The organism is Streptomyces sp. NPDC059092 (assembly GCF_042756365.1).
Taxonomy (GTDB): Bacteria; Actinomycetota; Actinomycetes; order Streptomycetales; family Streptomycetaceae; genus Streptomyces.
The window spans coordinates 1-20,312 of record NZ_JBHZEJ010000105.1 but is presented as its reverse complement, the minus strand read 5'-3'; the positions used below and the strand labels follow the sequence as shown (position 1 = coordinate 20,312).

Here is a 20,312-nt window from a genome sequence, read left to right as displayed (position 1 = left end):
CGGCTGACCCCACCCGCGGATGCGCACGCTCAGACACGACGGTGGCGGCCATAGTGTTCGCCCACCTGTCCGTGATAGCCCGTGTCGCCGATGTGCTTGTCCTTGTCGAACTCGGGTGCGTCCTTGATCTCCGCCTTGGTGGCATCGACGTAGATCTTCTCTTCGGCCGTGTCGACACGGCTGACGGTACCGGCGGGCAGCAGGACATGCTTTCCGAAGATCCAGACTCCGGTGTCCACGACCAGATAGGAAGAACCGACCTCGTCGGACTGCTTGTCGACCTTGCCGATACTTCCGTCGGTCGCCTCCACCTTGTACCCGGTCAGGGTGTTTCCCGCGGTGTGGCCGGTCGTCGGCTGGTAGCCCCAGATGTCACTCATAAAATACGGCTCCTTCAAAGTTGTTCGTTCAAGAGCAGCCTCCGGTAATTCCGGTGACTATTTCTCTCCGACTCCTGTGCCCCGGTTCTCGCGCTTCACGCAACCAGCTCGAAAAACCGCGGGGAACCACGTTCCGATGTTCCCCGCTCATGAGCGTGGGGCCCGGACGCCGAGCGTCCGGGCCCCACCTGGGCATCGATCGATTGCCCGCCCTACCGGGGCCTACCGGCAATACCGACGCCTACCAGCGATACCACCGGCCACGCTTTCCGCCGGTTCCGGCGGAACGCATGACGAAGCCGAGCGCCCAGAGAACCAGCACGATGACCGCGATAATCCACAGGGCCTTGAGTGCGAAGCCCGCACCGAAAAGAACCAGGGCCAGCAGCAGGACGAGAAGCAGGGGAACCATAGTTATCAACCTCCGAAACACCGCATGCCCCGCGCATTTTCCCCCACACACATTTTTTCATGTGTTTCTTGCCCGCTTTCCGGGGCATGGCCCACGGGCCTCGTCCAGCACTCGCCCTCAGGCGTTACCGGCACCGGCACCATGCCGCGAACGACCGGCGAACCAGTGGTACACGGCACCGAGCGCGACAGCCACCTGAGTACCCGTACGCACACCTCCACCCGCGATCCGACGTGTCCGACCCCGTGGGCCCGGCCCACCGACGCAGGGCGGAGGAATCACGCGAGCGGCGCCGCGGGCCGGGCCGCGACAGCAAGTCCTCTCACGGCAGGTCGGTACGTCCCAGCCAGGCCGGTTTCACCGGCACGCCGTCCTCGTCGCACTCCACCGCCGTCGCCACCACCACCGACGGCGACGGCGACGGCGACGGGACCTTCGGCCTCGGCGGCTCGGCCGGCGGCGCCTCCGCGACGGGCTCATCGGCGACCCGTTCCGGAGGTACGGGACGGTCGGTGTCATCCAGGAGTTCGACAGCCGAGAAGCGGGTGGCGTGGGACTGCCACGCGCCGTCGACGACCAGCAGGAATCCATCACCGTCGCGGAAGAGGCGGCGCCGCTTGGGGCTCCTGGGGTGCTCCGGCGTGTACGCACGCGCCCGTCTCTCCAACTCCGCCAGCGCCAACCCCCGTTCACCCTCCACGTGCGCCATCACATGGGCCTCGGTGTGTTTGCGCTCCCCCAGGCCAACCGTCATCTCCAGGACGAGTCCCCACGTCGCCATGACCATCTTCCTCACTCCCGGCTCTCCAGGAACACTCCTCAGTGGCCCGTGTGGTTCCCCGCCCACACCATGGGGATTCTGCCCGACCAGGGGTTTGCCCGTTCGAGTTGGCCCGCGAGACGGAAGAGGCTGCCTTCGAGCCCGTAACCCGCGGCGAACTGCATGCCGACCGGGAGCCCCGTGCCGGCGTCGGCCGTCACGGGCACGGACATGGCGGGCGTGCCCGACACGTTGAACGCCGCGGTGAACGGCGAGTGGTCGAAGAGGCGGCGAAGCCAGCCCAGGCCGTCCAGCGCCTCCGCGCCCTCGGCATGGGTACCCAAGGGGATGGGAAGCTCCGGCAGGGTCGGGGTGAGCAGCATGTCGTGGGCGGCGAAGTACCGTGCCAGGCTCCGGGCGATCCGGTTCCGGATGGCGAGAGCGGTGACGAACTGGGCGCCGGTGACCCGCTGTCCGTAGCGATAGCTGGCAAGGATGGGCGGTTCAAGTGTCGAGGAGTCGATGGGCCGGCCGAAGGCGCCGGCGAGCTCGTCGACCTGGGCCGTGAGATTCGCCGCCCATTGACGGGCGCCGGCCAACAGGAACTCCTCCCAGTCGGCCCCGAGGCCGACCTCGACCTCCTCCACCTGGTGGCCGAGGGATTCGAGCAGCCGCACGGTGCGGGAGAGCGCGTCGGCCACGGGTGCGGTGGTGCGGCGTCCGCCCCATGCCTGGGCGAGGACACCGATCCGCAGCGAGCCGGGGTGGCGGGTGACTTCCTCCGCGTACGGCCGGGGCGGCTCCTGGGCGAAGTAGGGGTCGCCCGGCTCCGGGCCGCGGATCTGGTCGAGCAGGGCCGCACTGTCCCGTACGGTGCGGCTGACGCTGCCCTGCACGGCCAGGCCGTTGAAGACCTCGTCGAAGTACGGGCCCACGGAGACCCGGCCACGGGTGGGCTTCAGCCCGAAGAGGCCGTTGTAGGCGGCAGGAATACGGATCGAGCCCGCGGCGTCGGTGGCGTGCGCCAGCGGAACCACCCCGGCAGCGACAGCCGCGCCCGCGCCCCCGCTGGATCCGCCCGCGCTCCGCTTGAGGTCCCACGGGTTGCGAGTCGCGCCGTACAGCACTGATTCCGTCGTGGTGCTGTATGCCAACTCCGGTGTCGCGGTACGCCCGAACGTCACGAGGCCGGCCCTCCGGAAGCGCCGCATCAGGGCGGAGTCGGCGCCGGCGACGTTGCCCGCCGCGAGACGGCTGCCCAGCTCCATCCGCCGCCCGGCCATGGAGACGGCGATGTCCTTGATCAGGAAAGGGACCCCGGCCAGCGGCGCGCTGCCGGGGGCGGGCCCGTCGTCGGCCGGCCATGTCTCCACGATGGCGTTGATCCGCGGATTGACCGTCCGCGCGGCCTCGCGCGCTGCTGCTTCCAGTTCGGCGGGGGTGACCTCGCCCCGGTCCACCAGCTCCGCGAGCCCGACCGCGTCATACCTGACGTATTCACTGATGCGCACTGCCACTCCCCACAAAGAACGCGATACCTTCGAGTACCGAACGATACCCAACGGTATCGCTCGGAACGGACTGGTACCGTAGCAGGAGGTGAGAGACCCGCACCCGACCGGACGAGTCACGGAGCAGTCATGGCATCGACCGCCAGCAGGCCGAGCAGGGTGGCGAAACTGCCGCCCCGCGAGCGCATCCTCGATGCGGCGGAAGAGCTCTTCCGGAGCGACGGGATCCGGCGGGTCGGCGTCCAGGCGATCGCCGAGAGGGCCGAGACGACCAAGATGGCCATCTACCGGCACTTCGAAACCAAGGACGCGCTGGTCGCGGAGTGGCTGCGGATCGTCGCCGCCGACTACCGGGCAGCCTTCGACCGGGTCGAGGCCGAACACCCCGGTCGGCCCAGGGAGCAGATCCTGGGCCTGGCCCGCTTCATCGCCGAAGGGCTGCCGGCGATCTCGCACCGGGGCTGCCCGTTCATCAACTCCATCGCCGAGCTGCCCGACCGCTCCCATCCCGCACGGCAAGTGATCGAGAAGCACAAGGCCCACCAGATGCGCAGGCTGGTCGGTATGTGCGCCGGGGCCGGCCTGCCCGACCCCGGACAGACCGCGGCAGAGATCACCTTCGTACTCGAAGGCGCACAGGTCAGCACGCAGATCGGAAGCGTCGATCAGGTGGGGGACCGGCTGATGAGAATCGTCGAAGGGATCATCGACCGGCCCCCGCCGCCCCCCGGCAAGTCCCGGGCGGCCACCGACTGACAGTGGTCGAGGGAGGCCGGAGCGCGCTGCCGCCGCGTGGTTCAGCCCCCGGCTGTGCCGTCCCAGCCGGTGCCGGTCAACCCGTCGCCGAAGGTGGCGAGTTCGGGGTGCGGTGCGCGCAGAGCCGGCGGCCGTCCTCGCCGAGCGGCGGGGCGAACAGGAGACCGCGCCTACGACCTGCTGCGGCTGTTCGGCCGTGAACGCCTGCCCCACCCCGCTGGGGCAGGCGTTCACCCCGTACTGCCGCATCGAAAGGACCATGCGTCTGGTTGAACCGGCAGTTCACCGTGCGGGAGTCCCGCCACGGCCTCGTCCGTACGATCTGCCACGGTGGCCGGGGGCAGATCCGGCAGACGCACCGCGAGGGCCCGGGCGAGGGCCCGGGCGAGGGCCGGCTCAAAAAAAATCGGACGCCGATGTCGAGAACCCGCGTCCGGCTCCGTCCCAGGGGTGAACGCGGCCACAATGGACCGCACGAACACCGAGGAGAGCCACCATGGCCAAGTACCTGCTGCTGAAGCACTACCGCGGCGCCCCTGCTCCGGTCAACGACGTGCCGATGGACCGGTGGAGCCAGGAAGAGATCTCGGCGCACATGCGGTACATGAACGACTTCGCGGCCCGGCTGGAGAAGACGGGCGAGTTCGTCGACGGTCAGGCGCTCGCCCCCGAGGGAGCGTGGGTCCGCTACGACGGTGAGGGGCGCCCGCCGGTCACCGACGGACCGTTCGCGGAGACCAAGGACCTCATCGCCGGCTGGATGATCATCGACGTCGACGGCTACGAGCGCGCCGTCGAGCTGGCCGGGGAGCTGTCGGCCGCCCCCGGGGCGGGCGGCAGGCCGATCCACGAGTGGCTGGAGGTGCGTCCGTTCCTGACCGCGCCGCCCACCATCACGGAGTGACGTCACCGATGGACGAGGTCCGGCTCAGGAGCCTCACGCCGGGCGTGCTCACCGTCCTCGTCCGCCGCGGGGCCGACTTCGCTGCGGCCGAGGACGCCGTGCAGGACGCTCTGGTCGAGGCGCTCCGGGTCTGGGCGGCCGACCGGCCGCGCGATCCCAAGGGCTGGCTGGTCACCGTGGCCTGGCGCAAGTTCCTCGACGCGCGGCGCGCCGACACCGCCCGCCGCCGGCGTGAGGACCGCGTCGAGGAGGAGCCGGCGCCCGGGCCGGCGCCCGCGGTGGACGACACACTCCAGCTCTACTTCCTGTGCGCCCACCCGTCGCTGACCCCGGCATCGGCGGTCGCGCTCACGCTGCGCGCCGTCGGCGGGCTGACCACCCGCCAGATCGCCGAGGCCTACCTGGTGCCCGAGGCGACCATGGCGCAGCGCATCAGCCGGGCCAAGCGCACCGTCTCCGGCGTGCGCTTCGACCGGCCCGGCGATGTCGCCACCGTGCTGCGCGTCCTCTACCTCGTCTTCAACGAGGGCTACTCCGGCGACGTCGACCTCGCCGCCGAGGCCATCCGGCTCACCCGGCGTCTCACGGCGGCGATCGACCACCCGGAGGTGGCCGGGCTGCTCGCTCTCATGCTGCTCCACCACGCCCGGCGTGCCGCCAGGACCGCGCCCGACGGGAGCCTGGTGCCGCTCGCCGAACAGGACCGCGGCCGGTGGGACACCGCGTCGATCGCCGAGGGCGTCGGGATCCTGCAGGCGGCTCTCGCCCGCGACCGGCTGGGCGAGTTCCAGGCCCAGGCAGCCATCGCGGCACTCCACGCCGACGCGCCCACCGCAGAGGAGACCGACTGGGCGCAGATCGTCGAGTGGTACGACGAGCTCGCGCGTCTGACCGGCAGCCCGGTCGTCCGGCTCAACCGCGCGGTCGCCGTCGGGGAGGCCGACGGACCGCACGCCGGCCTGGTGGCGCTCGCCGCGCTGGACGCCTCACTGCCTCGCTACGCCGCGGTGGCGGCGTACCTCCACGAGCGCGACGGCGACCTGGTGGCGGCGGCACGGCTGTACGCCGAGGCGGCCCACAAGGCACCCAACCTCGCCGAGCGCGACCACCTGACGCGCCAGGCCGCCCGGCTCAACGCCCGCCGATGCGGCTGACGGGACGCGCCCGTACTCCCCCGCGACCGCGGGCGCACCCCCGTGGCCGGAGCGTTCGCACCCCACCTCAAGGTAGGGCAGGCGCTACCGTCGCGACGCCTGCGGCCTGGCCGGCTCCACCGCCGCGTACGTGCGCCCGCCGGCTGCGGCGCGGTGGAGCGCGACGGCTGCGGCGCGATGGGGCGCGCCGGCCTCCTTCAGAGCTCCTCCGGGTACCTCACGGCTGTGCCTGCTTCGACAAGGTGAGGATTTCGGCTCCGTCGTCGGTGATGGCGATCGTGTGCTCACTGTGTGCCGTCCGGCAGCCTGTCGCACTTCGGAGCGTCCACCCGTCGGCATCGGTGACGAGTTGCGCGGTGTCCGCCATGACCCACGGCTCCAGTGCCAACAGCAGCCCAGGACGCAGTTTGTAGCCACGGCCAGGCCGTCCGTTGTTCGAAACGTGCGGGTCCTGGTGCATCGTCGATCCGATGCCATGACCTCCGAACTCGGTGTTGATCGGGTACCCCGCCTGGCTGAGGACCGTGCCGATGGCATGGGAGATGTCGCCGATGCGGGCCCCGGGCCCGGCGGCGGCGATCCCCGCGGCCAGCGCGCGTTCGGTCGCACTGATCATCGCGACGCTCTCCGGGTGCTCCGTGTCGCCCACGATGAAGCTGATGGCCGCGTCCGCGGCGACTCCGCCTTTGGAGACGGCGAGGTCGAGTGTCAGCAGATCGCCGTCGGCAAGCGTGTAGTCGTGCGGCCGTCCGTGGAGCACGGCGTCGTTGACGGCCGTGCAGATGTAGTGGCCGAACGGGCCGCGTCCGAAGGAGGGCTCGTAGTCGACGTAACAGGACAGCGCCCCCGCCTCGACGATCATGGCCTTGGCCCACCGGTCGATGTCCAGAAGGTTCGTGCCAACCGTGCTACGGCCCTTCAGCGTCTGCAGGATGTCAGCGACCAGGGCACCTGTGCCCTTCGCTCGGGCCAGCAGGGTGGGGTTCAGGATCTCGATCATGTGGCGTCCTTCTCACGCAACCAATAACTATACCGGCCGTACTATACCGGTATGAGAATCGGAGCCGTGCTCAGGTTGCCGCTCAAACCCGCAGAGGTCGAACGCGGACAGCACCTCGGCGGGTGCCGCCCGGGCCCGGTGCCGACGAGCGGCGTGAGGACCAGGGCGGCGAACGACGCGGACGTCAGCGCGGCGGACAGCGCCGGACACTCCAGGGCGGGCCGCAGGTGCGGGAACAGCAGCTACGTGAACGACGGCACTCCGGTGTTGAGGACGGGCACCGGCAACACGCCCCACCGGGCGGTCTCATCCCGCAGGACCGACGGGTGAATCAGGCGGATCAGGGGGGTCCGGCCGGTGTCGGACGGTGAGGGCGAAGCACGTGGGCACCGCACGCCCCGCCCCGAGGGCGGGTTCACTCAGGCCGTGGCGGGCTGGGCTTCAGGAGAGGTGGGGGCCAGACGGCCGGTCCGGTGGAGCGCGTAGAGGGATCCGGAGCAGGCCAGGCCAAGGGCGAGGAGCACCAGCCAGGGCAGCGCTGACACACCGGCCTCGCGGGCCGCGTCGAGGGAGGCCCCGGTGAGCAGGTTGCCCACCGTGATGCCGATGCCACAGATGGTGTTGTAGAGGCCGTAGTGGGTGGCGACGAGCCGGTTGCCCGAGAGCCGGACAATGGTGTCCATCTCGAAGGGGTACGCGATCATCGTGCCCAGCGCCAGCAGCAGCGCGGCCAGCATCGGCGGCACGGCGGCGAGCAGCCACCGCCCGGCCCCTCCGTCGGGCACCGGCACGGCGGTGGACGCGAGCAGGGGCACGAACGCCAGCCCCATGCTCAACAACCCCCAGGCCAGGGCCTGTCCCGGCGCGAGGCTCCGCCTGCACCAGGCGGTCACCCTGGTCTGCCCGAAGATCGTGGCCAGGCCGGACGCCGCGAAGAGCAGCGCCACCGCCACGGTCTCGATCTCACCCCCGTCGCCCAGACGGCGCACCTCCAGCGGCAGCGCCAGATAGACCTGGAACGACAGGACGTACGAACCGATCATGGCCGTGGAGAAGAGCAGGAAGGCCCGGTTACGCACCACGCTCCGCCACTGGGACAGCACGCTTTCCCGCTCACCCGCCTCGGCGTCCCCGTCCTTGTCGGCCCCGCGCGCGGGGAGCGCCCGGATCTGCACGACGCTCAGCAGAGCGAAGATCGTCGCCGAGACGAGGCAGGTGATCCGGAAGTCCACGCCCGTCAGCAACATTCCCACCAACGGGCCGAGCAGGATCCCCGCCTGGTAGAAGACGTTGAACAGCGCGAATGCCTCGACGCGGCGTTCGCCCGCGTCGGCGGCGAGATAGGCCCGTACGGCCGGGTTGAACAACGCTCCCGCGAAGCCGATGGCCGCCGAGGCGACGAGCAGCGCCGGTAGCGAGTCGATCAGCCCCAACATGGCGAAGCCGGCGGTGCGCAGCACGCATCCGGCGACGATCAGGGGTTTGTAGCCGAACCGGTCGGCGAGGGTGCCGCCGATGAGGAACATGCCCTGCTGGCTGAAGTTGCGTACCCCCAGGACGAACCCGACCAGCCAGCCGGCCAGCCCGAGGGTTCCGGACAGGTGCTGGGCCAGATACGGCATCAGCATGTAGAAGCCGAGGTTGATGGTGAACTGGTTCGCCATCAGCAGTTGCACGCTCCGTTCGTACGACCGGACCTGTGCGAGCGTTCCCTTCACCGGGTACCGCCTTCGGTACGCGAGGCGCCCTCTTCGCCGACGGGCCGCGCCGCGGGCGGAGCGATCGGGTCGACCACCGTGGTGCAGCGGGTCCAGCGGGTGACCTCCTTCTCGTCGGACCGCCCCACCACCTCGGGGTCGGGAGCCGGGGAGACACCGAGCAGCCCGTGTCCCGCGCAGTAGGCGTCGTCGTAGACCGTCTCCAGATAGCGCTGCGGACCGTCGGGGAAGACCGCGACGATCCGCGTGTCCCCGGCGAGCGTACGGGCGAGCCAGCCGGCGACCAGCGCGACGGCGCCGACGCTCCAGCCGCCCGTGGCGTAGTGCGAGGCGGCCAGTTTCCGGCAGGCCCAGACCGATTCGGCGGGGGCCACCCAGTGCACCTCGCTGAAGTTCTCGTACGCGACGTTGCGCGGGTGGATGCTCGATCCGAGCCCGCGCATCAGCCTGGACCGGGCCGGCTGGCCGAAGATGGTCGAGCCGACGGTGTCCACGCCCACCAGGCGCATCGCGGGGTAGAGCTGGCGAAGGACGCGGGAGATGCCCGCCGAGTGCCCTCCCGTGCCGACACTGCACACGAGGACATCGATGTGGCCCACCTGGGAGGCGAGTTCGAGGGCGAGCGGGGTGTACGCGGCGACGTTGTCCGGGTTGTTGTACTGATCGGGGCTCCAGGAGCCGGGGTGCTGCGCGAGCAGTTCGGCGACGCGGTCGCGGCGGGCCTGCTGCCAGCCGCCGGTGGGGTGAGGGCGCGGCACCAGGTCCACGGTGGCGCCGTAGGCGGCCAGGAGCCGGATCATGGACGGTTCGAGGCCCGGATCGGTGACGAGCGTGACCGGGTGGCCGTAGACCATTCCGGCCAGTGCGAGGCCCAGGCCGAGCGTGCCGCTGGTCGACTCGATGATGGGGCGGCCGGGCAGCAACTCACCGCGGGCGCGGGCCCGTTCGACCATGTGGAGTCCGGGGCGGTCCTTGATGCCGCCGGGGTTGAAGCCTTCGAGCTTCGCCCAGAAACCGCGGCCCGGCGCGGCGAACGGCTGGGACACCCGCAGGAGGGGTGTGTTGCCGACGAGCCCCGGCAGGGTCGCGCTCGCGGGCGTGAAGTCGCTCGTGAGGGGCGGGTGGGCCGAGGAAGGGCTCGGGGAGTGGGTCGGTGAGTACATCTCTTCGCTCTCATTCGCTGGAGAAGCTGCGTGGGGCGGTGCGGGGCGGTGCGGGGACCTCGTCTCGCGCGGCGCTCGTGAGGGGAGCGGGCGCGGCGGGTCGGCTGCGGAGGACCGCGATGGCCGCTCCGAGAGGCCCTAGATCAGCCATCTGCACAGGGCGGCCAGTACGGTTCGGCCGCCGGTCGGTATCCAGCTCCGGAGAGCACCGAGATGTTCAGCGATGAGCGGCCAGGCCGCGCGGGCGGCGGCACCGGTGGCCGCGCAGGGCGGGGCGCGGAAGGGCAGCGGCTTGACCCCGGCGCGGCCGGTGTTGGGGACGGAGCAGCCGTCGGGCACCCGGGATCCGACGGCGACGTAACTACCGGGGTTCTTCTGGAGGGTGGAGAGGGAACGCGACACACCGTCCGCGCCCGCTGGGGAGAGGTTCGCCCGATGGGGCGCGTCGGCTGCGCACTGCACGGTGGCAAGGAGCAGGGCGCTCAGGGCGGTCCATAAGAGTCGTCGCTTCCAGAACTCCCCGACCCGCGGCAGAAGCCGGGGCCGTAAGGACGGAATCGCCCGCGGGCGGTCGAACGAGGTGGCGGAGCAGGGCGGCACAGATCCTCCGCGCGGCGGCTGCCCGTGCCGGATCGGCTACGGCAGGGCAGGGATGAGAGGGCGGCGTGACGAGCCGTCGGACCTTCCCTCACCGCGCACAGAACAGCGCGGGGGAGGCCGGACGCCATGACCCGATCGTTCGGGAGAGACGTGAGTGCGGCTTCGTGCCGCTCCGCCACGTCTCGGCGAAAGACCGACCGGGTGGGGATCCGGCCCTAGATACGCAGAACGGAAGTCTCTGCCGCATGTGGTGCGGGAACCGAGCCCCACACCACGGAGATGTGTCCGTGCGCGACATGAGGCACGGCGTCTTCCACCGCCGAGCTCAGCGTCGATGGGCCCGGCATACCCGTTCCAGGCCCCTGCGGGGGCTGGCCGAGTGCGCACTCCTGGAGTGCGTGGTGCTGCCCGTGGCCGCCGTGATGGCCACCCGGCGGGTCGGTGTCACCGAGGTAACACGTAGCACTCGCGAACTGTGGAATCTCGGTGAAGCCTGCAGAACCGTCGGCCGGGGCCGCGACGCCGTCGGACGAAGCGAGATGCCCCAGCGTTCCTTCGGGACTCGCCGCGTGCGTGTACAACACACCGAAAAGGATCAGAGCCAGTCCCAGCAGACGCAGCGGAGCAGCTGGTAGGCGGCTCCGCCATGTGCTGAAAGGCGACCTGGCTGTCATCACGCCGTGATCCTAGCCGCTGCCCCTCGTCACAATGGCAAGAACATCGCGAACACTGCGTGAACAAGCCATTCGCGAATCACGCCGCACCGAGGACGCGCTCCACGTCGATCCGGCCACCCAGCCATTCGCAGAAGGCAACAGGCCTTTTGAGGCAACGCTCTGGCGTTGACACGGCCGGTTGAACGCTCGGCTCCGTCTGCCGCGCCATTGTCCGGATCCTTGCGTCTGCTCACGCGGAGAGGAGCGTTCATCTGTTTGATCATCCGCGTCCGGCCGGCGAGGACATCGACCGCGGGCCTGATCGCCTCTGGTCTTCTCCACGGTTCCGCGGGCGCGCGACGCGCGGGGCGAGCCCGTCGGAGAAGACGGGGGTGCTCGTCTTCAGACGGTAGGTGCGATTGGCGGTCCCGCATCTCTCGGCCGCGCCGACGCCGACGTGGGTGCCGCACAGTGCCACCGCGCCGCCCACGCAGTTGATCCGTGCGTGGGACGAGCCGCTTCGCCAGTTGGTGGAACCACTGGGGTGGCTGCACCGCTTGAGCGTCGGTGGATACGCTTTCAGGAGGCGCGGGGAAGCACTCCGCGCCGTATCTCCTGTCCCGTGCGTCCCGAGGACGTACATGTCGAAAGCTCGCGACACATGCAACTCGGTCCGGCACGATCCGCCTCCCCGGCGACCGGGGTGTTGCGCGGGCTGCGTGCGTCGGTGCTCGCGGTGCTGTGTGTGCTGCTGCCGCTGGCCGGACACGCGCTGTCGCAGGGGCATGTGCCCCGCGTGGTCATCGTGGCCGGGGTCGCCGCCGTGGCCGTCCCCGGCGCGGTGGCACTGACGCGTCATCGGTTGACCGACGCGCAGGTGCTCGGCGCCCTCGCGGCCACCCAAGTGGCCTGTCATGCCGCGTACTCGCTGCCGGGCGCCTGCCGAGCGGTAGCGGGAGAAGCCCTGCCCCTTGGTGGTCTGCCCGCTGCCGTCGAGCACGGCGCGGTCGCGGGGCCGCCCGCCGGTGTGCCGCTGGCCGGGCATCTGGTGACGCTGGCCATCGGTGTCCGACTGCTGGGGGTCACGGAACAGCTGCTCCGGCAGAGCCGGGCGTTGCTGATGGCCGTAGGACACCTGCTGCTGTTCATCCGGCCGCCGTCGGCTGCCACTCACCGGCAGGGCCCGGCGTCCGGAATCCAGGAAAGCAGCTCGCCCCTGAAGTCGGCCGTACTGGCGCGACTGAACCCGGGCAGGGCTCCTCCACCTCGTGGACTCGCTCCGTTCGCCCTTCACCGGCCGACACCGACCGGCGGTCCCTGCCTGCCCTGACGGGCACGACGGTGGGACCCGCTCGGCTCGCCGGGTCCTATCGTCCCGGCGGCCTGACCGCCGGGGGACACAGAGAGCCCATGACATGCCCGTCACCAACTGGCGTGCCGCCAGCGTGGCCGTACCCAGCCTTGGCATACCCGTGGTCGCGGCAGGTGTGCTCGCCGCCACGACTCCGCAAGCGGCCGCCCGCACCGAGCTGGTCTCCCGCAGCCCGGCACGTGCGGCCACACTCGGCCGGCCACCCGAACGCGTCACGCCGACCTTCAGCGACGCGATGACGCAGAGGTACGCCAAGGCCGCCGTCACCGCATCAGGCACCACGCCGGACGGCACATCCGACAGCGCGGCCGCCATGTCCGGCGCGCCAGAGGTCGCGGGTCGGGTCGTCCCGCTCGCACCGCGTCTGACGATGCCGTTCCACTCCTGGTTCAACTTCTCCCTGCTGAACTCGTCCGCCCTGATCGGCCGCCGGCGGGTGGAACTGCCTCAGCCGACCGCGGGCCGGGCGTCCCCGCCCCGTCCCCCCAACACCCGCCTCGACCTCCGTCCGCACCCGACAGACCGGGGAATCATGAAGAAGCACCTTTACATCGCCGTGGTGATGGTGGCCGCGTTCGGCGCCGCCCTCGGTTCCTTCCTGCTGTTCTCCCCCGACCAGCCGCGCGGCTCCGTGGACGCCGAGCCTGCCGCCGTGGCCCTGACCGTACGTGAGTCGAGCCATCGCCTCACCCGGCCCGAACGGTCCGAGCTGACCGTCGTGGAGTTCCTGGACTTCGAGTGCGAGGCGTGCGGGGCCGTGTACCCGGTTGTGGAGGAACTCCGCGAGAAGTACCAGGACCGTGTCACCTTCGTCGCCCGCTACTTCCCGATGCCCGGCCACCGTAACGGCGAGCTCGCCGCCCGTACCGCCGAAGCCGCCGCCCAGCAGGGCAAGTTCGAGCAGATGTACGGCAAGCTCTTCACCACCCAGGCCCAGTGGGGCGAAGCCAAGGAATCGAAGGAAACCGTCTTCCGGGGTTATGCGGAGCAACTCGGCCTGGACATGCGGACATTCGACGCGGCACTGAAGGATCCGGCGACGGCGGCACGGGTGCGGGCGGACCAGCGCGACGGGCTGGGCCTGGGTGTGCAGGGCACACCGACCTTCTTCCTCGACGGAGAACGTGTCTCCCCGGCATCCAAGGAGGAGTTCGAAGCGCTCATCAGCGACCGGCTGTCGTGACCGTGACGGTGGCCGCACCCGTACCCCAAGGAGCCGGACGATCGGCCACGCCGTGGAGGAATTGGAGGTGCCCGACATCATCGTGTGCGGCCACTCCCACTGCGGCCTCGTAGAAGCCGGCCTGAGAACCGGCCCCGCGGAAGACGCGGACGGCCGGCCCTCTCCCGACGCGTACGACAAGGTGACCACCGTGACCAGCAGCAAGCCACCCGTCTTCGACGAGCGCCCGACAGCACCGAAAACCTGGTGGGCCATCGCCGCTCTCTTCGGCCTGGCCTTCGCACTGGTCTTCCTCCCGTACGGGGGCGCCGCTTCGTTCATCGGCCTGCTGGCCGGGGCCGGCCTGGCCGGTCTCTTCGTCAGCAAGCAGGGATCGGTACGTATCAGGGTCACCCACGACCTGCTGGTCGTCGACGACGCCCGGGTCCCCCTCGCCACCCTGGGTGCGGCGACGGTGCTCACCGGCGAGGACGCTCGGGCCTGGCGTACGTACAAGGCGGATCCGCGCGCCTTCATGGTCATGCGCGGCTACATCACCACGGCCGTACGCGTCGAGAACATCGACCCCGAGGACCCCACGCCGTACCTCTACCTGTCCACCCGCGCGCCCGAGCGGCCGGCCGAGGCGATCGGCATCCGTGACTGACTCGAACGAGCTACCCCCCGGAGCCTCTCGTTTGGATCATGCTGGGCTCGCGTGCCCCGGTTCCGCGCGTCGTTGTCGTCGGTCCACGACCCTCGGCGTCGCCTCCCTCCTCCTCCGCGGCCTGATCATCGGGGCGATCCCCTGGAGCGGGCTGGGCAAGATTCCCTCGCCGCTCGCGGTGACGAGTTGCCGCGGGAACATCGCCGCGCTCGGCGCCGGGTCGGCCGGGCTCTGGTCGCCGCGGTCATGGCGCCGCTCGTGACGGGAGCCTTGCTGAGCGGAGCCCTCATGGGCCGGGAGATGATGTCGGCGTCACAGTCGGTCCTGGACCCACGCGACTGTGCCCGCCTTCATACAGGGCAAGATCGTTCCGAGGTGGAGCGTTTCCTGCCGGACCGGCAGACGAACTATCGACCGCTGACTGCCGAGCCGGCGGGAGACGGCATAACGTGCGAGTACCACGCGATGACGGCCGACCGGTCCGGCGACGCCTATCAGCTCTGCTTCCGGAAGGACACCCTGGTGTCCCTGGGCACGATCACCCCGTGAGCGTTCGGTGATCCGGGTGCTGATCGCCGACGACGAGCCGATGCTCCGCGCAGGGGTACGCGCCGTTCTTGCCACGGATCCGGATATCGAAGTCGTCGCCGAAGCCGTCGACGGGCACGACGCCGTGGAACTGGTCCAGCGCCGTCGTCCCCCAGTGGCGGTACTCGATATCCGCATGCCGGGAATCAACGGCATCGACGCCGCCACGGAATCCGCAACACAGTGCCGGCCACGAGCATCATCATGCTCACGACCTTCGGTGAGGACGACTACATCCTCAAGGCGCTCGGCGGCGGTGCAGCAGGCTTCCTGATCAAGTCGGGCGAGCCAGAGGAACTGATCACCGGAGTCCGTGCGGTGGCCGAAGGCGCCGCCTACCTGTCACCGAAGGTCGCGGCCCGGGTCATCGCGCACCTCGCTGCTACGGGCGCGGGCGCTCTGGCCGGTCGGCGCTCCGCCGCCCGCCACCAGGTCAACGCCAGGTAGGCACAACCGAACGTGCGCTGGGCTCAGTAGCAGCCCACTGGGCGTCGCCGCCTGCTGGAGTGCGCCGTCCGGCCCGCGATCTCATTCCCTGGCGAACGGGTTGGGAACGCGGAGAAATCGGTGGTCGCGGGGTGTGACGGCTTCGGCCGGCCCAGCGGCTTGGAGGACAACGTCCAAGGCCCGCTGCGGGTCAGCGGTATACACGCCGCTTGCCCATGCGGCGTTGGCTTCGATCACCGACCAATCCCCATCCGCCGTTCCCACGTCCACGACGATGGCGGAGGGCAACGTGTCCCGGCACTCGGCGAGCAGTTCCGCTCCGAAGGCGGCCGCGTCCTTGTGCAGTGGCCCAAGACTCAGCCGCCCGTGCTGTGCGTACTGACTCCCGGTGTGCACTGTTCCATTGAGCAGATACAGCCGGTACTCGGCGGCGAACTCCACCACGTCGCTGATCAGCACCGGTGTGTGCGGATCCACCGCGTCCGGGCCGGGCAGCCGTGACCCGTCGGTGTAGATCATTGCCGGTATCTGCTTGTCGTTGGGAGACTTGATGAACGCTGGCCGACGCAGCCTGTAAGCCTCGCGGATCGGCCCGAAGCTGATCTCGCGCCCGGTGTACTCCCGGGGCAGACGGGCCAGCCAGTCCTCGGGGGCCTGCAGCAGGGCGATGTTCAGAGCGGGTGCCGCAATGTCCGCGAAGCCAGGCCCGGCATGTAGATGCTGGGCACGCACATCGGCTGGTACGGCATACGTAGGCAGTTGCACTGTCGACAGGCCGCGCCGGCGAGCGGCGTCACGCAAAGCCTGCGCGGAGGTGGTAAGGCGAGGTGGCAGAACGAGAGTCACAAATACAAAGCATCGCTCACGACCAGCGGTCGATCCACCCGATATTGGGCCCTCCGCCCCCGCTCGCAGGGGCAGCCAACCGCTCCATTGCACGTTTCGACACCAGAAATCCACCGGGCGCCGTGACGGTAGGCGCAGGACAGGGAGCTGTGCACGTTCGCGTGTACCCGCCTGAGCACTTTCCGGCGAACGCCGGCAGAAGCACATGACGTCCTGCCCCGGTGCCCGCCGGAACTCCGGTTCACCCCCGCTCGCACAGGAAACACGCACTCGAAACGCGGCTCACGGGGCTCGGGGCGAGGGATTGCCCCGAGCCCCGTGGGTCTACGCCCCGGAGTCGCCGAAGCGGTGGAGCCTCACCTCGACGCCCTGCTGACGGGCGAAGTCGGCGACGCCCTCGACCGCGGCCGTCAACGCGGCCGTGAGCCTCCTCTGCTCGGGCCAACGCCGTTCCCTGTCGGGCGCGGCCTGCACAGCCTGCCAAGCCTCCTTGTACGCCTCCTCCAGCGGACCGATCTTCTCGTCGTACTCGATGATCTCGTCCAGCGCGAGGGCCGGTCGGCGGATCCGCGCGGCGGCCATGTCCAGCTGAGCGGTGACCGAGATCAGATCACCCACGAGCTTCGCGTGGATCACACCGATCTTCCGGCTCAGCAGGATCTCGGCCAGCACCGCGTTCCAGTGCTCTTCCCCGTCCAGCATCAGTCCCCAACCCCCTCACCATGCGGGCGGGTCTCGCCGACCCGCCCCTGCCCGCGAGTATGTCGACCCCACCCACTCGCAGAATGCCGAAGCAGTAGTTGACGTAGCCGTTGTCGCTCCCGTCGTACTGGCCGAGCCCCGCGCTGAGGGACTTGGGCTGAGCCTCGATCGCCCCTCTGGCGTTGGGAACCCGGAACGCCAGTTGCCTGATGTTCGGCCCCGCCTGCTCTCCGAGGCCGGACTCGGCCACGCTGCCTTCCACGAACGGTCCTCCGAGGGGCTGTTCCCCGAGATCAGGACTCCCTATCCGCTCCAGGCAAGCCTTCAGTCCCGCCTCCCCCTCGCCGTCGACGCGGAACACGGTCCCGGTGTGCTGCTGGTGACGGCTCCCCCCGGTGAGGGCAAGACCGAGGCGGCGCTGTACGCGGCGATGGTGATGACCGCGACGTACGGCAGCAGCGGCCTGTTCCTCGCCCTTCCCACGCAGGCCACCGCGAACCAGATGTACGAACGGGTCGTGCGCTTCGCCACACACAACCTCGCGGACCCGGCCCAGTTGACGCTGCTGCACGGAGCCGCAGAGCTGTACCAGGGATACGCGGAACCTTCAGGCCGTTGGCTGCGCTCGCGCGGGCGTGGACTGCTCGCGCCGATCAGCGTCGGCACGATCGGCCAGGCCCTGCTCGGCGTCCTGCCGCTGAAGCACAACGCCCTGCGGCAGACGGGGCTGTCCGGTAAGACCGTGATCATCGACGAGGCCCACTCCTACGACGCCTTCACCCACGCGCTGCTCCTGCGCCTGCTGACGTGGCTCGGGGCGATGCGGGTGCCCGTGGTGCTGCTCTCCGCCACTCTTACCGGGCAGACGGCTTCCGGTCCGGTAGAGGCGTACCTGGAGAGTGCCGGGCGAAAGGGCGGGGCCTACGCGCTGCCGGCGCCCGTCCATCCGGGCCGACTGTACGCGGACGCCGAGCAGGTGACCGTACCCGCCGAGCCCGTCGGCAGTGTGCGCGCTCGGAGTCCGGACCTGGCAGTCCGGCCGGTCACCCACACCTACGATCCGACGGTCGCGGACGGCCGACCCGCCACGCTGATCACGGCACCGCTCCGAACGCAACGGCACACGACCTTGTTGTCACGCCCGCCGTCACCGATGCCGTCAGCGCCACTGTCGATGCCATCCGCCGGCTCGATGACGTCGAGGAAGGCGACCGATCCACCCTTCTGCACGCCCAGCGCCAGTTCACGGGCGTAGCCGAGCACGTGCGAGCCAACCGCCACACCGACCCAGCCACCCGTACCCGTACCCGCACCATCGGCCTCTGGGCCCAACTCGCCCAAACCGTAGGGCGGATGGCGAGGGGCGCCGGTCTGTACGAACTCGCGCGACCTGCGCACCCACCACAGCGTCCTCCGGCTACGCGCTGACCTCAAAGACGTCACGGGCGCCTGACCGCGGCCGCCCCCACCGTCACGGAGCTTACGGAAGCACGATGGATAACGCCGTCTGCGCACTCGCACTTTCCCGTGCCCACACTTCGACGGAAAACGCAAATAGAATCCGCAGTTTTCCAGAGATCTGTGCCCACACTCCCGGCAGATTCGTCAAGCGCGATATTGACGACATCGAAGATTCGATTCTCTCTGCACGTTCAACGACGAAAGAATGTTAGGGTGAAGCCTCCTCCCGGGTTCGGATCACGGGCCATATCGGCCCTCTGAACCCGGGTTTCACGGCGAGTGTCCCGTTTCATCGGACTCCGTTCACTCCCTCTTCCCTCGATCATGATGCATGTTCTGCATTCATGTTTCGTGATGTGAGGGAATTGTTTCCAGTCCACTCCTTGGAGCATTCGAACCATGTCTGTTGAGAGCGTGACTGCTGTCACCTCCGCAGGGCCGGATACGTCCGGACCCTCAGCCAGAGGCCGCCATCTCGGCCTGGCCCTTTGCGTGATCGCAGCGGCCCAACTGATGGTCGTCCTCGACGCCACGATCACCAATATCGCCCTGCCCGCCATCCAGACCGACCTCGGCGTGTCCGACGCGAACCTGGCGTGGATCGTCAACTCCTACGCGCTGGCCTTCGGCGGCCTGCTCCTGCTCGGCGGCAAGGCCGGTGACCTGTTCGGCCGACGGAAGATGTTCCAGGTGGGCATCGCCGTCTTCACGATCGCCTCCCTGCTCGGCGGACTCGCCCCGAACGACGGCCTGCTGCTCGGAGCACGCATCCTGCAGGGCGTCGGTGCGGCACTCGCCGCGCCCAGCGCCCTGGCACTGATCACCACCACGTTCCCGGCCGGCAAGCCGCGCAACAAGGCAATGGCCGTGTACGCCGCCATGGGCGGTCTCGGTGCCACCGTCGGTCTGCTGCTCGGCGGTGTCCTCACCGACGTACTGGACTGGCGCTGGGTGTTCTTCGTCAACATCCCCATCGGCCTGGCCGTTCTCGCCGGCACCCGCACCCTGGTCGAGGCCGAACGACACCCCGGCCGCCTGGACGTCCCCGGCGCGATCACCGGAACCAGCGGCCTGATCGCCCTGGTCTACGGCATCACGCGCGGCGGTGAACACGGCTGGACGAACAGCATCACCATGACCTCCTTCGCCGCCGCGGCCGTCCTGCTGATCTCTTTCCTGCTCCTGCAGGCCCGCACCACGGACCCGATGATGCCCCTGCGCCTGTTCAAGGACCGCAACCGGTGGGGCAGCTACGCCACCATGCTGTTCATCGGCTCCGGCATGTTCGCCTTCTTCTACTTCCTGACCCTCTACATGCAGCTGATCCTCGGCTACAGCCCCATCAAGACCGGCTTCGCCTACCTCCCCTTCAGCTTCGGCATGGCCGCCGCGGCAGGCATCAGCTCCAAGCTCCTCACCCACTTCGCGCCCCGGTTGATCGCCGGACCGGGCCTGCTGCTCGCGGCCACGGGGATGTTCTGGTTCGCCACCCTGGAATCCGACTCCTCCTACGCCTCGCACCTCATGCCGGCGATGTTCGTCACCTCCCTCGGCCTGGGCATGAGCTTCGTCCCGATGACGCTCGGAGCGGTCAACGGCGTCGCCCACCAGGACACCGGTGTCGCCTCCGCGCTGCTCAACACCGCCCAGCAGATCGGCGGCGCCCTGGGCCTCGCCGCCCTGTCGACCATCTCCACCTCTGCCGCCAACGACAAAATGCCCGAGGCGGCCGGCGCCCTCTACCGAGGTCTGGCCGCCAAGGACTTCGCCCTCGTATCGAAGGCAGGGGATGCGCTGACCCACGGCTACACGATGGCCTTCGTCGCCGCCGGGGCCTTGTTCCTGGCCGGCGCCGGCGTCACAGCCTGGGCCATCAACGCCGGTAAGCAGCGACACACCGACGGTGCCGCCCCGGTCCACATGGGCTGACGCCCCACACCAAGCACCACCACGACAAACCGGCGTGGGGGGGGGGGGGGGGCCGCCCGCCCCCCCCCCCCCGGCCGGGCGCGGCGGGCCGGTGCCCGGGCTCCCCGGGTCAGCACACGCCCAG

Annotated in this window: 18 protein-coding genes and 2 pseudogenes; 11 read left to right on the top strand and 9 right to left on the bottom strand. The window is 69.8% G+C overall.

Features of this window, described 5'->3' with window-relative positions; genetic code table 11:
• Nucleotides 1-29: 29 nt before the first annotated feature.
• The 4 genes from ACFXPL_RS35335 to ACFXPL_RS35320 all read right to left on the bottom strand — a co-directional run bounded on the left by ACFXPL_RS35335 (nucleotide 30) and on the right by ACFXPL_RS35320 (nucleotide 3,063).
• Nucleotides 30-380, bottom strand: a complete 351-nt coding sequence (locus ACFXPL_RS35335; RefSeq protein WP_384927260.1) for a PRC-barrel domain-containing protein — start codon at nucleotides 378-380, stop codon at nucleotides 30-32.
• Between the two features lie 241 nt (nucleotides 381-621).
• Nucleotides 622-792 (bottom strand): DUF5670 family protein, encoded by a 171-nt coding sequence (locus ACFXPL_RS35330; RefSeq protein WP_384927259.1) that lies wholly within the window; start codon nucleotides 790-792, stop codon nucleotides 622-624.
• Nucleotides 793-1,114: 322 nt separating this feature from the next.
• On the bottom strand, nucleotides 1,115-1,573 hold the full coding sequence (locus ACFXPL_RS35325; protein WP_384927258.1) for a hypothetical protein: 459 nt from the start codon (nucleotides 1,571-1,573) through the stop codon (nucleotides 1,115-1,117).
• A 38-nt stretch (nucleotides 1,574-1,611) separates the two neighbouring features.
• Entirely contained in the window at nucleotides 1,612-3,063 is a 1,452-nt protein-coding gene (locus ACFXPL_RS35320) for an amidase (protein WP_384927257.1), read from the bottom strand.
• 129 nt (nucleotides 3,064-3,192) lie between these two features.
• Between ACFXPL_RS35320 and ACFXPL_RS35315 the strand changes: the two genes are divergently transcribed.
• The 4 genes and pseudogenes from ACFXPL_RS35315 to ACFXPL_RS35300 all read left to right on the top strand — a co-directional run bounded on the left by ACFXPL_RS35315 (nucleotide 3,193) and on the right by ACFXPL_RS35300 (nucleotide 5,877).
• The gene (locus ACFXPL_RS35315; RefSeq protein ID WP_384927256.1) at nucleotides 3,193-3,819 is read left to right on the top strand and encodes a TetR/AcrR family transcriptional regulator; all 627 of its coding nucleotides are present in this window, start codon (nucleotides 3,193-3,195) and stop codon (nucleotides 3,817-3,819) included.
• A 165-nt stretch (nucleotides 3,820-3,984) separates the two neighbouring features.
• A pseudogene (locus tag ACFXPL_RS35310) lies at nucleotides 3,985-4,187 on the top strand (Tn3 family transposase); the annotation flags it as partial.
• 128 nt (nucleotides 4,188-4,315) lie between these two features.
• Nucleotides 4,316-4,723, top strand: a complete 408-nt coding sequence (locus ACFXPL_RS35305; RefSeq protein ID WP_384927255.1) for a YciI family protein — start codon at nucleotides 4,316-4,318, stop codon at nucleotides 4,721-4,723.
• Between the two features lie 8 nt (nucleotides 4,724-4,731).
• Nucleotides 4,732-5,877, top strand: coding sequence for an RNA polymerase sigma factor (locus ACFXPL_RS35300; RefSeq protein WP_384927262.1), 1,146 nt, complete (start codon nucleotides 4,732-4,734; stop codon nucleotides 5,875-5,877).
• 217 nt (nucleotides 5,878-6,094) lie between these two features.
• Here the strand turns inward: ACFXPL_RS35300 and map are convergent, their stop codons facing one another.
• The 3 genes from map to ACFXPL_RS35285 all read right to left on the bottom strand — a co-directional run bounded on the left by map (nucleotide 6,095) and on the right by ACFXPL_RS35285 (nucleotide 9,758).
• Nucleotides 6,095-6,877: a type I methionyl aminopeptidase gene (gene map / locus ACFXPL_RS35295; RefSeq protein ID WP_384927254.1), complete on the bottom strand. Its 783-nt coding sequence runs from the start codon at nucleotides 6,875-6,877 to the stop codon at nucleotides 6,095-6,097.
• A gap of 419 nt (nucleotides 6,878-7,296) precedes the next feature.
• Nucleotides 7,297-8,595, bottom strand: a complete 1,299-nt coding sequence (locus ACFXPL_RS35290) for an MFS transporter (protein WP_384927253.1) — start codon at nucleotides 8,593-8,595, stop codon at nucleotides 7,297-7,299.
• Entirely contained in the window at nucleotides 8,592-9,758 is a 1,167-nt protein-coding gene (locus ACFXPL_RS35285; protein ID WP_384927252.1) for a PLP-dependent cysteine synthase family protein, read from the bottom strand. The genes ACFXPL_RS35290 and ACFXPL_RS35285 overlap by 4 nt, the downstream gene beginning before the upstream one ends.
• Nucleotides 9,759-11,675: 1,917 nt before the next feature.
• Here ACFXPL_RS35285 and ACFXPL_RS35280 point away from each other — a divergent pair.
• The 5 genes and pseudogenes from ACFXPL_RS35280 to ACFXPL_RS35260 all read left to right on the top strand — a co-directional run.
• Nucleotides 11,676-12,344, top strand: a complete 669-nt coding sequence (locus ACFXPL_RS35280) for a hypothetical protein (protein WP_384927251.1) — start codon at nucleotides 11,676-11,678, stop codon at nucleotides 12,342-12,344.
• A 574-nt stretch (nucleotides 12,345-12,918) separates the two neighbouring features.
• Nucleotides 12,919-13,569 (top strand): DsbA family protein, encoded by a 651-nt coding sequence (locus ACFXPL_RS35275; protein WP_384927261.1) that lies wholly within the window; start codon nucleotides 12,919-12,921, stop codon nucleotides 13,567-13,569.
• A complete protein-coding gene (locus tag ACFXPL_RS35270; protein WP_384927250.1) occupies nucleotides 13,472-14,215 on the top strand; it encodes a DUF3093 family protein in 744 nt (247 codons plus the stop codon). Before ACFXPL_RS35275 ends, ACFXPL_RS35270 begins: the two co-directional genes overlap by 98 nt.
• A gap of 375 nt (nucleotides 14,216-14,590) precedes the next feature.
• On the top strand, nucleotides 14,591-14,764 hold the full coding sequence (locus tag ACFXPL_RS35265; protein WP_384927249.1) for a hypothetical protein: 174 nt from the start codon (nucleotides 14,591-14,593) through the stop codon (nucleotides 14,762-14,764).
• 7 nt (nucleotides 14,765-14,771) lie between these two features.
• A pseudogene (locus ACFXPL_RS35260) lies at nucleotides 14,772-15,241 on the top strand (response regulator transcription factor); the annotation flags it as partial.
• A 90-nt stretch (nucleotides 15,242-15,331) separates the two neighbouring features.
• Here the strand turns inward: ACFXPL_RS35260 and ACFXPL_RS35255 are convergent.
• Both ACFXPL_RS35255 and ACFXPL_RS35250 read right to left on the bottom strand, forming a co-directional pair.
• Nucleotides 15,332-16,096, bottom strand: coding sequence for an ATP-grasp domain-containing protein (locus ACFXPL_RS35255; protein WP_384927248.1), 765 nt, complete (start codon nucleotides 16,094-16,096; stop codon nucleotides 15,332-15,334).
• Between the two features lie 324 nt (nucleotides 16,097-16,420).
• The gene (locus ACFXPL_RS35250) at nucleotides 16,421-16,798 is read right to left on the bottom strand and encodes a hypothetical protein (RefSeq protein ID WP_384927247.1); all 378 of its coding nucleotides are present in this window, start codon (nucleotides 16,796-16,798) and stop codon (nucleotides 16,421-16,423) included.
• A gap of 202 nt (nucleotides 16,799-17,000) precedes the next feature.
• Here ACFXPL_RS35250 and ACFXPL_RS35245 point away from each other — a divergent pair, with 202 nt between their 5' ends.
• Both ACFXPL_RS35245 and ACFXPL_RS35240 read left to right on the top strand, forming a co-directional pair.
• Nucleotides 17,001-18,053 carry a DEAD/DEAH box helicase gene (locus tag ACFXPL_RS35245; protein WP_384927246.1) on the top strand — a complete coding sequence of 351 codons (1,053 nt, stop codon included), beginning with the start codon at nucleotides 17,001-17,003 and terminating at the stop codon, nucleotides 18,051-18,053.
• Between the two features lie 605 nt (nucleotides 18,054-18,658).
• Complete coding sequence (locus ACFXPL_RS35240; protein ID WP_384927245.1) at nucleotides 18,659-20,188, top strand: MFS transporter; 1,530 nt, start codon at nucleotides 18,659-18,661, stop codon at nucleotides 20,186-20,188.
• Nucleotides 20,189-20,312: the final 124 nt, after the last annotated feature.

What these genes read in the sequence shown, in the direction of transcription:
- ACFXPL_RS35335 (WP_384927260.1), bottom strand. Translation starts at nt 380, where the DNA reads ATGAGTGACATCTGGGGCTACCAGCCGACGACCGGCCACACCGCGGGA.
- ACFXPL_RS35330 (WP_384927259.1), bottom strand. Translation starts at nt 792, where the DNA reads ATGGTTCCCCTGCTTCTCGTCCTGCTGCTGGCCCTGGTTCTTTTCGGT.
- ACFXPL_RS35325 (WP_384927258.1), bottom strand. Translation starts at nt 1,573, where the DNA reads ATGGCGACGTGGGGACTCGTCCTGGAGATGACGGTTGGCCTGGGGGAG.
- ACFXPL_RS35315 (WP_384927256.1), top strand. Translation starts at nt 3,193, where the DNA reads ATGGCATCGACCGCCAGCAGGCCGAGCAGGGTGGCGAAACTGCCGCCC.
- ACFXPL_RS35305 (WP_384927255.1), top strand. Translation starts at nt 4,316, where the DNA reads ATGGCCAAGTACCTGCTGCTGAAGCACTACCGCGGCGCCCCTGCTCCG.
- ACFXPL_RS35300 (WP_384927262.1), top strand. Translation starts at nt 4,732, where the DNA reads ATGGACGAGGTCCGGCTCAGGAGCCTCACGCCGGGCGTGCTCACCGTC.
- map (WP_384927254.1), bottom strand. Translation starts at nt 6,877, where the DNA reads ATGATCGAGATCCTGAACCCCACCCTGCTGGCCCGAGCGAAGGGCACA.
- ACFXPL_RS35285 (WP_384927252.1), bottom strand. Translation starts at nt 9,758, where the DNA reads ATGTACTCACCGACCCACTCCCCGAGCCCTTCCTCGGCCCACCCGCCC.
- ACFXPL_RS35280 (WP_384927251.1), top strand. Translation starts at nt 11,676, where the DNA reads ATGCAACTCGGTCCGGCACGATCCGCCTCCCCGGCGACCGGGGTGTTG.
- ACFXPL_RS35275 (WP_384927261.1), top strand. Translation starts at nt 12,919, where the DNA reads ATGAAGAAGCACCTTTACATCGCCGTGGTGATGGTGGCCGCGTTCGGC.
- ACFXPL_RS35250 (WP_384927247.1), bottom strand. Translation starts at nt 16,798, where the DNA reads ATGCTGGACGGGGAAGAGCACTGGAACGCGGTGCTGGCCGAGATCCTG.
- ACFXPL_RS35240 (WP_384927245.1), top strand. Translation starts at nt 18,659, where the DNA reads ATGTCTGTTGAGAGCGTGACTGCTGTCACCTCCGCAGGGCCGGATACG.